This is a genomic window from Planctomicrobium stercoris (assembly GCF_051465655.1).
In the GTDB taxonomy this organism is placed as follows: domain Bacteria; phylum Planctomycetota; class Planctomycetia; order Planctomycetales; family Planctomycetaceae; genus Planctomicrobium.
On record NZ_CP195791.1, the window covers coordinates 3,100,918 to 3,112,940 of the forward strand.

At 59.4% G+C, this 12,023-nt stretch carries 7 protein-coding genes; all 7 read right to left on the minus strand.

The window, feature by feature from the left end; genetic code table 11:
* Window positions 1-109: 109 nt before the first annotated feature.
* The 7 genes from SH661x_RS12715 to SH661x_RS12745 all read right to left on the minus strand — a co-directional run bounded on the left by SH661x_RS12715 (window position 110) and on the right by SH661x_RS12745 (window position 11,967).
* Complete coding sequence (locus tag SH661x_RS12715) at window positions 110-3,271, minus strand: error-prone DNA polymerase (RefSeq protein WP_437221928.1); 3,162 nt, start codon at window positions 3,269-3,271, stop codon at window positions 110-112.
* Window positions 3,272-3,280: 9 nt separating this feature from the next.
* Window positions 3,281-4,828: a hypothetical protein gene (locus SH661x_RS12720; protein WP_437221930.1), complete on the minus strand. Its 1,548-nt coding sequence runs from the start codon at window positions 4,826-4,828 to the stop codon at window positions 3,281-3,283.
* Window positions 4,752-5,486: an ImuA family protein gene (locus SH661x_RS12725; RefSeq protein ID WP_437221932.1), complete on the minus strand. Its 735-nt coding sequence runs from the start codon at window positions 5,484-5,486 to the stop codon at window positions 4,752-4,754. Before SH661x_RS12725 ends, SH661x_RS12720 begins: the two co-directional genes overlap by 77 nt.
* Window positions 5,487-5,915: 429 nt before the next feature.
* Window positions 5,916-7,370, minus strand: a complete 1,455-nt coding sequence (locus tag SH661x_RS12730; protein ID WP_437221934.1) for a DUF1501 domain-containing protein — start codon at window positions 7,368-7,370, stop codon at window positions 5,916-5,918.
* A gap of 52 nt (window positions 7,371-7,422) precedes the next feature.
* Entirely contained in the window at window positions 7,423-10,650 is a 3,228-nt protein-coding gene (locus SH661x_RS12735; RefSeq protein WP_437221936.1) for a PSD1 and planctomycete cytochrome C domain-containing protein, read from the minus strand.
* Between the two features lie 164 nt (window positions 10,651-10,814).
* The gene (locus tag SH661x_RS12740; protein ID WP_437221938.1) at window positions 10,815-11,267 is read right to left on the minus strand and encodes a carboxypeptidase-like regulatory domain-containing protein; all 453 of its coding nucleotides are present in this window, start codon (window positions 11,265-11,267) and stop codon (window positions 10,815-10,817) included.
* Between the two features lie 76 nt (window positions 11,268-11,343).
* Window positions 11,344-11,967 carry a DJ-1/PfpI family protein gene (locus SH661x_RS12745; protein WP_437221940.1) on the minus strand — a complete coding sequence of 208 codons (624 nt, stop codon included), beginning with the start codon at window positions 11,965-11,967 and terminating at the stop codon, window positions 11,344-11,346.
* Window positions 11,968-12,023 lie beyond the last annotated feature (56 nt).

Genomic DNA, 12,023 nt, shown 5'->3' on the forward strand with positions numbered 1-12,023 from the left:
GCGTCATTCGCAGAGATCGGTGAAAACTGGAAACGGAACCGTTCACCCTTTTGAATTGTCAGGAAAGTGGCGTCTATTTGAGGATGCACAATGTCTTGAGACCTCCCTTTCACTGAAAATCCCGGGACTTGACTCTCACTCCGTGCAGCAGCTGTGAGCCGTTGTCCAGTCGGCGGACGACCACGTGGATCACGCCGTGGTGGCGCTGAAGCTGGCCGGTGGCGATCATCAGTGAGGAACTGACAGCAGCCTGGCGGTACTGGTCCCAGATGTTCTGATACACAATCAGATTCACGTGCCCGGTTTCATCTTCCAGGGTGACGAACGTGATCCCTTTGGCGGTGGAAGGACGCTGCCGCAGCAGGACCAGTCCCGCGACTTTCACCGGACGATCGGGGTTACCTACCAGCAGCTGATCCGCCGGCGTGATTCCCAGGCTCGCCAGTTCTTCCCGCAGGAACGACACCGGATGGCTGCGAAGTGTCAGCCCGGTCGTCTGGTAGTCGGCGGTCACTTCTTCCTGCGGTGCAAGCGTCGGGAGCGGAGGAACCAACTCTTCAGAGTTCTCACTCTCAAACAGCGGTCCGCTGTCGGTCGGCAGCAGTGACTGCCAGCCCGCCTGACGACGATTGATCTGCAGCGAGCCGAACGCATCCGCCCGGGAGAGTCGAACCAGCACTCCTTGCGAAAGCTTGGTCCGCCGGCTGAACTCCGCGAACGTTTGAAACGGTTCATCTGTTCGAGCGGTCACGATCCGTTCCGCATCCGAGCGGCTCAGTCCGCTGATCATCCGCAGTCCCAGACGAACCGGTTTCCAGGTCCCTTCATCCGCTTCCTCCAGTGTGCAGTCCCAGTCACTGCAGTTCACATCGACCGGCCGGATTTCGACATCGTGTTCCCGGGCATCCCGCACCAGTTGGGCGGGAGCATAGAACCCCATCGGCTGGCTGTTGAGCAGTGCGCAGCAGAACACATCGGGGTAATAGCACTTGATCCAGGCGGAAGCATACGCCAGCAGTGCAAAGCTGGCGGCATGGCTTTCCGGGAACCCGTACTCTCCGAACCCCCGCATCATCTTGAACAGCTGTTTGGCCAGCTCCTCGCTGTAGCCGTTCTTCTTCATCCCGGCGATCAGCTTCGGTTCAAACTCATCCAGACTCCCGTTTCGTCTCCAGGCGGCCATCGCCCTCCGCAGCTGATCCGCTTCCCCCGCACTGAACCCCGCGGCCACCATCGCCAGCTTCATCACCTGTTCCTGAAACAGCGGCACCCCCAAGGTTCTCCAGAGCACCTCCTTGAGTCGCTCGTCGGGGTAGTCCGGCTGTTCCTCTCCGGACCGCCGCCGCAAATAAGGGTTCACCATGTCCCCCTGAATCGGACCGGGTCGAACGATCGCGACCGCCACGACCAGGTCATAGAACGTCCGGGGTTGCAGCCGGGGATGCATTGCCATCTGGGCCCGAGACTCCACCTGAAACACACCGACCGTATCCGCCCGCGAGATCATCTGGTAAACGGTCTGATCCTCCTGCGGGATCGTCGCGAGATTGAGCGGTCGATGATGATGAACTTCCAGCAGTTCGAACGATTTTTGGATCGCGGTCAGCATTCCCAGCGAGAGGCAGTCCACCTTCAAAATCCCGATTGTATCCAGATCATCCTTGTCCCACTGAATGACTGTGCGGCCCGGCATTGAGGCATTTTCAATCGGGACCATCTCACACAGGGGACGCTGGGTAATGATCATTCCTCCCACATGCTGGGAGAGATGCCGCGGGAACCCCAGAATCTCCCGGGAGAGCCAGAGCAGCTGCTGCCCCGTGCGGGACTGCAGGCTCAGCCCCTGTTCCTGAAATCGACCGGCGAACTGGCTGCTCTCGGCAAAGTGGTCGACCCCTTTGGCCAGTCGATCAATACGGTCCAGCGAAAGACCGAGCGCTTTCCCGACATCCCGGATCGCCGAGCGAGGACGATAGGTGATCACCGTGGCGGTCATGCCGGCCCGTTCTCGTCCGTACTTGTCATAGATGTACTGCAGGACTTCTTCCCGGCGTTCGTGTTCGAAGTCGATATCGATATCAGGTGCCTCTCCCCGCTCCGCGGAGATGAACCGTTCGAACAGCAGGTCGAAGTGCGCTGGATCGACGGAGGTTACTCCCAGGCAGTAGCAGACGGCGGAGTTCGCGGCCGATCCCCGTCCCTGGCAGAGGATCCCCTGACTGCGGGCGAACCGGACCAGATCCCAGACGGTGAGGAAGTACGATTCGTAGTTCAGCTGCGAGATCAGCGACAGTTCATGCTCGATCGCGCTGCGGATCTTGGGGGGAACACCATGGGGATACCGCTCCCGGATTCCTGCTTCGGTCAGTTCCCGCAGATATCCAGCGAGAGTCTTCCCCGGTGGACAAAGTTCCTGAGGGTATTCGTACTTCAGTTCCTCCAGCGAGAACGGACACCGGTCGGCGATCTCCTGCGTACGGATGAGCGCTTCGGGAATCGTGGAGAACAGTTCCCGCATCTGCTCCGGAGACTTGAGATAGCGTTCCCCGTTGCAGAACCGGCGAGCCCCCAGTTCCGCCACAGGGCAGCCATACCGAATCGCGGTCAGGACGTCTTGGAGGATCCTCCGCTGGGGCACGTGATAATGGACATCATTGCTGGCGGTGAGTGGCAGGTGAGTCTGGCGGGAGATGTTGTGCAATCGTTCGAGCAGACCGGCATCATTCGGCCCCAGGTGCAGCGACCCCAGTCCGTAGGCCCGGTCTCCGAACAGGTCGCGGTAGCGGTAGGCATGTGCGATTCCCTCTTCCCATCGCAAAACCTCATGAAGCAACACCCCTGCGATGAGATGCGAACTGTGAGCGGCGATGTCCGCAAAATGGAGCGTACAGTTCCCCTTCTCGCTCCGTCTGCGGCCCAGGGTCAGTAACCGGCACAGGTTCGCATACCCCTCCCGGTTCTGGCAGTAGAGGATCACCGGCGGAGCATCCACAGGGGTGACCTCCGCTCCGATCAGCAGTTTGAGACCAATGATCTTGGCGGCAGCATACGCCCGGACCACTCCGGCAACACTGTTGAGATCGGTGATCGCCAGTGCCCGATGGCCCAGATCCGCGGCCCGCTGGACGAGTTCATCGGGATGGGACGCTCCGGTCAGGAACGTATAGTTCGTCTTGCAGTGGAGTTCGACATAGTCGACGCCGACACCCGCCCGCTGCTGCGGAGGATGAGGCAACGGCCGGGCCGGTCTCGGGTGAGGTTGCTCAGGCATGGATCAAAATCAATCAAACGCGGCATGCAAAAACCACTTCCCTGTCACCAGTTCCCGGTAGAGCCAGAACCGCTCTCCCTGGGTGCACTCCACCTGAAAGTAATCCCGTCGCACCAGCGGTCCCCGCCACCAGGCGGTGGTGATCCGTTCCGGTCCCCAGGACTCCCGGATGGTCCAGTCCCGACCCTGCCAGCGGAACCGGGCGGGAGGCCCCTGCCGATGCCGGGCGATCACCTCCACCGCGACCGGTTCCCGCTGCAGCCACAGTGGACGGGTGCGAGCGGACTGACCGGGGATCGCCGGGAGCCGGAGGGGATCACTCTGGGACTGTTCCCCAATGACCGGGTGCAGCGAGAACGCCAGCTCCGGTTGATCATCCGCCCGCAGGACCGCCCGCAAGACCGCATCCCGTCCCAGCCGGCTGCTGAGAGTCTCGACCAGCTGATCAATCGAGGGGGAAGAATCGTCTGTCTCCAGTTCCCAGAGTGTCTGTCTGCGGGGGGTGAGGAACTCAATCTGCTCTCCCCGCAGCTGCACCCCCTGAATCCCCCCACTCAGGGAGATGCGTTCCCATTGGAGCGCCAGTAACGTGAGGAGATGATCCCGCTGGATCGAAGGCTGCACCAGCTCCAGGGTGTGAGTCATGCTGCGCTGGTCCGGCCCAGTCAGGGTCCAGACCAGCCGCTTGATCCCCTGTCCGCGGGGCTGTAACAGACTCAGCATCCGGTCCAGCAGATCACCGGCGATCAGTTCCAGCACCGCGACATCGAAGAACGGATCTTCAGACTCCAAGGACTCCTGCAGCGGCTCGGGTCGACGTTCCGCCTGGATCAGTTCAGGCACGGTCCCCAGGGCCTGATCAATCCGTAGCAGCAGTTCGGTTCCAAACCGGGCCGGCAAGGTCTCACGCGGCAATCCCAGCAACTGACCGATCGTCCGCAGCCCCACCTGCTGCAGCCGGTCGAGCGTCTTGGCAGGCAGCCTGAGTGCCGACACCGGCTGCGGGCGAAGAAACGACTCCTGTTCTCCCGAGGGGACACACAACACGGGGGACAGCGCTGTGTTCTGGTGAGCGGCGGCCCAGGCGGTTCCGGTGCTGTCCGCCAGACCGACTCGCGCCTGCAGGCCCCGTTCCTGACAGAACGCGATCACCTGCTGAGTCAGCCCCTGCTCCCCCCCGAAATGCTCCGCGCAGCCGGTGACATCCAAGAGCAGTGATTCCGGGAACTCGGTCTGCTCCAGTCCCACCAGCGGGCTGAACCGTTCACAGTCCCACGCCAGCTGACGCAGCGCCTGCTGATCTCGTTCCGGTTCCTCCGGTAGACAATGACCGATCTCCGGGCGACCGGAGCGTGTCTGCAGCAGAGTCCGGGCTTCCGCCAGCGGCATGCCGGTCCGGATCCCCCGACGGGATGACAGATCACAGCCATGGCCGACGATCTCACGCCCGTGATGGGAAGCGATAAGCACCAGCGGCTGTTCACGAAGCGCAGGGGAGGATCGCAGTCGTCTTTGAATCGGCCAATGGGGGAACCACAGACAGAGCACCCGAGTCATCGCAGCGTTCCAGCACAGAGTGAGTAGCGGTTCCTTCCAGAGAGTTCAGCGCCGTCACCTTGTACCGGCGGGAGGATGTGGAAGAGCGGGCCGGTTCGACCAGCAAACGAAAATCGGCCCAGGAGGGGGAACACCGGAGGCTGGCCTCTCTCACGAAGAGTCCCAGGTTCATGCCCCGTTCGGCTGCCAGCTTCAGCCGGCGATACGTATTGGCCGGAATGCGTCCCAGCGTGCTGAGAACAACAACGTTCCCCTCACAGCGGAGGGCCTGCTCCATGGCCCACAGCTGATCCGCCAGGGACCGGGGTTGAACGACCATCAGATGGTCGAGATCCAACCCCAGCTCCGCGGCCCCTGGCGGAAAGAACTCCTGCTGGTTGTCGATCAGGATGGGAGTGACCCGTTCCCGCTGCAGGTGCCGGACCAGCTCCAAAGCCAGTTCCCAGGCTCCGCACCCCGCTTGAGCAGGGAGCAGTTCCACCAGACTCCCTGCGGGGAGGGGCCGTTCCGGCAACAGGCCTTCCAGCCCCGGCCACCGCCACGCCTGACACGTGCGTGAGCGCAAGGGAGCTGTTCCCAGCCGGGCCTGCAGCGACCGCAGCCTCTCCTGCCGGATCGGTAAGGGATCCGCCAGAGGTGGGGAGGAACTGGTCATCATGACTCCTTCGCAGCGCGGTGTGGGGCTCGGTTGTTCTGTGTGGACTATACGTGAACACGCGTACACGTCAAGGGGAGTTCACACAGAATTCGGAAGCGAGGAGAGCGGGCGCTGGCACAGGTAATCCAAATGCCGCTTGCTGAGGAGGATGATATTGACCAGACATTTCCCAGCGGACTGTTCCGACAAATCGTTTACACCTGCCGTTTCGCCCCTGACAGAGAAGTCTGGCGGCGATTCAGGGAGATTTGTCGTTCGAAAGCTGCGTTGATCGCCGCCGGAACGCCACACTGTCGTGAAGTTCGCTCTAGAGCGGTTTTGCCAATAATCTATTACGTTCCGCAGGCGATCATATGGACTTTCATGCGGTGAAAATCCTGAATCGCCTGCACATGATAGACCAAACTGGTCTAGCCCCTGAGACAGGGGCTAAGACAAGATCGCGTTGACCACCTTTCCCCCGACGTCCGTCAAGCGGAAATCACGACCGAGGTAGCGGTAGGTCAGACGTTCGTGGTCAATCCCCAGGCAGTGCAGGATCGTCGCCTGAAGGTCGTGGACATGCACAGGGTCTTCCACGATGTTGTACGAAAAATCGTCCGTCTTCCCGAGCACCGTGCCGGGTTTGATGCCGGCACCCGCGAGCCACATGGTGAAACACCGCGGATGGTGATCTCTTCCGTAGGTCTCGCTGGTCAGTGACCCCTGGCAATACGCAGTGCGTCCGAATTCTCCTCCCCAGATCACCAGCGTGTCCTCGAGAAGGCCCCGCTGTTCCAGATCGAGCACAAGAGCCGCACAGGCCTGATCCGTCCGCTGGGTCTGCTTTCGAAGATTGACCGGGAGATTGGCATGATGATCCCAGTCCTTGTCGAAGAGTTGTACGAAGCGAACTCCCCGCTCAACCATTCTGCGAGCGATCAGGCAGTTTCCAGCGAACGAACTCTCACCGGGGACCGCGCCGTACATCTTGAGGATATGTTCGGGCTCTCCTTGAATCTCCATCAGTTCGGGAACCGACGTCTGCATCTGAAACGCGAGTTCATACGCATTCATGCGGGCCTCGATTTCCGGGTCTCCTGTCGCCGCGAATTTGATTCGATTCAGGTTGTTCACGGTCTGGATGGTCTGTCTGCGTTCGTTCCGGGAGATGCCGGGAGGATCGTTGAGTCCCAGAACCGCATTTCCCTGAGAGCGGAACTGCACCCCCTGATGCTTCCCGGGGAGAAACCCGCTGTGCCAGTACTTTGTGAGCAGAGGTTGACCACCGGGACCGCCGGAAGAGGTCAGCACAATGAAGTCCGGGAGATTCGAATTTTCTGATCCAAGACCATATGAGAGCCACGACCCCAGACAGGGGCGGCCCGTGATACTGCTTCCGGTCTGCAGAAAGGTCACGGCGGGATCGTGATTGATCGGGTCTGTCGACATGGAGCGGATGACTGCCAGTCGATCGACAATCTTCGCAGTGTGCGGGAGCAGTTCGCTCACCTCCAGTCCGCTGTCCCCACATCGATCAAATCGAAAATGCGAGCCTGCTACCGGAAACGAAGCCTGCCCGCTGGTCATCGTGGTCAGACGTTGGGATCCGATAATACTTTTCGGGATCTCCTGGCCATTCATTTCCTGCAGCACGGGCTTGTGGTCGAACAGGTCCATCTGGGACGGCGCCCCGGACATGAAAAGATGAATCACACGTTTTGCACGTGGTGGTTTCGTCAGAAACCGGGAGTCGGAGCCGCTTGATTCCGCACGAGCGCCCGAGAGATTCAACAGCGAAGCACAGGCGGCCGTCCCCAACCCCATGGACGTTTCGAAGAGAAATCGACGGCGCATTCCGCACCACTCACGAGGAAACGGGTTGAAATTGTAAGAGGTTGGCATCGGCTTGCTTCCTTCAGATTTCCCCGACTGTCGTAAACTGACGCTTCCCGAATCATTCCCGCGTGATTGCTTCATCCAGATTCAGAAGAACGTTTGCCAGCAGCGTCCAGGCTGCCGTCTGTTCTGCGGAAGTGAAGTTTTTATCGATTCCTTGCCCAGTCAACGTCTGTGCATTGGCCGGTTGGGAGGCGTAGTGCTTGAGTTCCTCTTCGTAGAATTGCAGAAGGATCCCCTGCTCCTCGGCCGTCGGAAACCGGGTCAAGACGGACTGAAACAGGGTCTGAATCCGCTCACTGACTGTCCCTGTCCGCCCCGCCATCTGGATCCCGAGAGCCTGGGCAGCCTCCATGAAAACAGGATCGTTCAATGTAATCAGAGCCTGCAGCGGAGTGTTGGTTGTTGATCGGGCGACCACGCATTCTCCTCGACTGGGGGCGTCGAATGTCTGATACGCCGGGTACGGGGAAGTCCGGCGGATGAACGTGTAGATTCCGCGTCGATGGGAAGAGGGTCCCGGAGAAGTATTCCACTGCCACTCGCCCGGGTCATCTTCCTTGTCCGAGTAGAAGTCACTGGGCTGGTACGGGAAGACACTCGGTCCTCCGACTTCGCGGGCGAGCAGTCCGGACGCCACCAGGGCGGAGTCCCGGATTTCTTCAGCCGTCAGGCGGAAGCGTGTTCCCCTGGCGAACAGTCGATTCGTCGGATCCCGCTCCCTCAGCTCGGGCGAGAGGACGGAAGACTGTCGGTACGTCGACGACATCACAATCAGTTTCATCAGCTGCTTCAGATCCCAGCCCATCCCGGCTGCTTGATCTCGTCCGGAGGTGGACGTGGCGGATTTGTTCGCCGGAGTGTGAAACCTTACCGCCAGCCGGTCGAGTAGTTCCGGATGCGTCGGTAACTCTCCACGAATCCCGAAGTCATCCGGAGTCCGGACCAGTCCGGCGCCCATCAACTGGGTCCAGATCCGGTTGACGATCACACGTGATGTGAGTGGGTGATGTCCGCCCACCAGCCAGCGGGCAAGCCCCAATCTGTTGCGGGGGCCATCTTCTGGAAACTGCGGGAAGATGCCCGGAACGTTGCGTTCCACGACGTCCGCTGGCTGCTGGAAGTCTCCACGCTTCAGAATACGGGTCATGCGAGGTGTCGGCATCTCTTTCCAGATCATGGCCAAGGGGAGCGTGTTGTCGTAGTCCGTCAGCTCTTTTCTCGCCAGTGCCAGATCGGACAGTCCCTGCTGATACGCGGGTGCATACTCCCGGAGGAAGTAATCACGCAGCTGTTGCACCTGCTCCGGCAGGCGGTCTTTTACAGGGACTCGCAACAGCCGGTGAATCCGTTGTTGTTCGCCCTCCCCCAGTGGAGTGCTTTTGACGTATCCGAAGCGGTGGCCGTCGTCCTGGTTGCGATAGCCTGTCCACTTCGGATCGTCGAGCAGCAGTGGCTTCCTCAAATCTCCTTCGGGCCCTGCGAGATAGGAGAGTTCGTCGAGATAGAACTCGATCGGGACGTTCTGCGAATCGAGGCTGCGGACGGAAATTCCGAATGCGTTGAAGGACAGATCAGGAAGTTCAGCCTCCTTCAGATCCAGGGCAGCCTGTCCTGTGGGGTTTGATTCGTGTGAAACCATCACGGTCAGGCGTTTCTCGTCGGCCTGGTAAATCCACTTCCATTCGTAGGTCTTCTGGTATTCCGCGTTGATTGCCTGGGAGTGGATGACTTTTCCGTTCGGGAGCGTCACCGCCGCGAAAAATCGGGGCCCTTCAGCCACTTCCATCCCAATGGCAGGGAACTGTGGCGAACCTGAAGCAGCAGAGAAATACCCGACGGTCGCCTCCGTATTGACCCCACTGGTGACGAAGATCCTTCCTTTGGCCTGCAAAGGGGTCGAGAAGGAGAGCCCCGTTGCCAGTTTGAAGTCGCCGAAATACGCTGGCAGACTTGTCCGCGCAATCACCCCTCCGATCGAACCCGCTTCGGCGGGTGAGTCGTCAGCGGGGAGAGAGTCCGACTCAGTTGCCAGCCATTGTTCGAACTGGCTTTGATTCTCGTTTTCAACGTCGCGCACGCGGGACTCGCCAGCCACGATTCGCTGTTTGAGTTCGTCGATTCTTCGTTGCTGGTCAGAATTCGGAACCCGGATCTGTGGGGGACACACTGCCCCTTTCAGAATAGGAACTTCACCTTCCAGGCTGTTGAAGAAGGCAAACAGCTCGTAGTACTCCTTCTGAGTGACCGGATCATATTTATGATCATGGCACTGGGCACATCCGAACGTCAGACCCATCCAGGTCGCTGCTGTCGTGTTCGTGCGATCCACAGTATAAACGACGCGAAACTCATCGGGGTCGGAGCCCCCCTCTTCATTGTGTCGATGCAGACGGTTGAATCCGGAAGCGACCAGCTGAGAACGCGTTGCCTCGGGAATGAGGTCTCCCGCGAGGTTCTCGATCGTGAATTGATCGAAGGGAAGATTACGGTTGAAAGCGTCGATGACGTAGTCGCGATAGGGGAAATTCGGACGGTCATTGTCGTCCTGGTACCCGCTGGTGTCCCCGAATCGTGCCAGATCCAGCCACGACTGCGCCAGCTTTTCCCCGTAATGCGGTGAAGCGAGCAATTGATCGACCAGACGCTCGTAAGCGTCCTCGGAGCGATCCTGCTGGAACGTTTGAATCTCCTCCAGCGTGGGGGGAAGGCCGGTCAGGTCCAGAGAGAGTCGACGCAGGAGAGTCAGTCGATCCGCTTCGGGGGAGGGGCCCAGTCCCTCAGCTTCGATTCCTGCAAGAATGAAGCGGTCGATTTCGTTCCTGATCCACTCTGTGTTCCGAACGTCCGGGAGATCTGTCAGGACCGGTTCTTCGAACGCCCAGTGCTTTTCGTAGTTTGCTCCTTGCTTGATCCAGTCTGTCAGCAGCGCTTTCTGTGCGGCCGACAATTGATGCTTCGAATCGGGAGGCGGCATCAATGTTTCCGCGTCGCTGGATCCGATCCTCGCGATCAGTTCACTGCTGGACAAGTCGCCGGGAACGATCGCCATCTTCCCCGACGGCAGTGTGCGGATCGCATCCTCACGCTGGTCAAGCCGCAACTCCGCCTGGCGCATCTCTCCATCCGGTCCATGACAGGTGAAACAGTTCTCAGCGAGAATCGGCCGGATGTCTTTCAGGTACCCCAGCGGCCTGGCATGATCTGCCAGCGCGGGAGCGGTGTTCAACGTGATCACGTACAGCAACGCACACAGGACGGTCGGAAGGTTTCGGAGAGTCTGCATCGTGGCTTTCTCTGGCAACTTTCGCGAAGCAGGAGGAAATGAGTTCAGGCGGCTGAGTGAAGCATGCGTGTACGAAATCAGTTTTCAAAATGACATTCAGTGATCAGCTCGAACCTGATGTGGTCATGCGCCTGAACCGTCTACACACGTTCGAGCGAACTGATCTATTTCGTGGTCAATTCGAAATTGACGGTGTTGGTTGCATCTTTGACATCCGCGGTTAATGCGCCGGGCTTGTGATACTTCTCGGGGACCAATTCCGGAATTTCGGGGGCAGAACCAGGTTCGTCGCCCCCTTTCTGATATGTCCAGATGCGAACGTTGTAGGATCCCAGCTTGGCCCCTTTGACATCCAGGCCATACCTCAGGTCGTATCGCCCCTGAGCGTCCGTAAAGCCGGAAGAGGAGCGGCCCTCCGCAGTCGGGTCGAAGGAAACATTGGCATTGCTCAGCGGTTGTCCGTCCAGCGTGACGACCCCTTGAACTGTGCCCAGCTCCGGCAGATTACGTCCAGATCCACACGCGGAGAGAATGAATGCTGACAACAGAATGCAGGGGCCAAGGAATCGCAGTGACGTCCTGACCCGTTTGACAGCCAGATTCGTAGGTGATGTCATTGATAAAACTCCCTGTTGAGACCTGTGCTGAAATGATGTTTGCTTTGATGATCAATCCGGTGGGACAAAGATCGTCTTAACGAACCGAGGAATCTGCCAGGACTGCGTGACGATCCAAAGATGCCGCTGGCGACCTGTGCCGTTGCTGCCGCGCTTCCTTCAAGAGTTTGATCCACGGTCCCAGATACAGGCCGTTGTCGTGATAGGTTCGCCCTGAGACCAGATTGCCATCGACGACGCAAGGTTCGTTCACGTAGATGCCGCCGCAGACTTCAAGGTCGAATCGACACTTCGCCACGGTGGCCATTCGGCGTCCGGAAACACACCCGGCACGGGCTGCGATTTCCACTCCATGGCAGACGCTGGCAATCGGCTTGTTGACTCGAAAAAAGTTTTGAGTGATCCGAATCAGGTCCGGGTCATCGCGAAGATATTCGGGGGCCCGTCCGCCGCTGAAGAAGACTCCCAGGTAGTCATCCGGGTCGACATCGCGGAAGCTGATGGTCGCTTCCAGCTGATAGCCTTCCCACTCCTTTGTGATTGTCCATCCCGGTCGGACTTCGTGCATCACCATCTGATATCGCTGTGCCTCAGGCGCCGCGACAACCGGAATAAACCCGTCTTCCTGCAGACGGTAATACGGATAAAGGGTATCCAGCGTTTCACTGGCATCGCCGATGACGATTAAGACTTGATTCATGGTCTGTCTACAAATGTTTGAAAGGGATTCGCAACGAACTGGGGGCGTTCCGGACC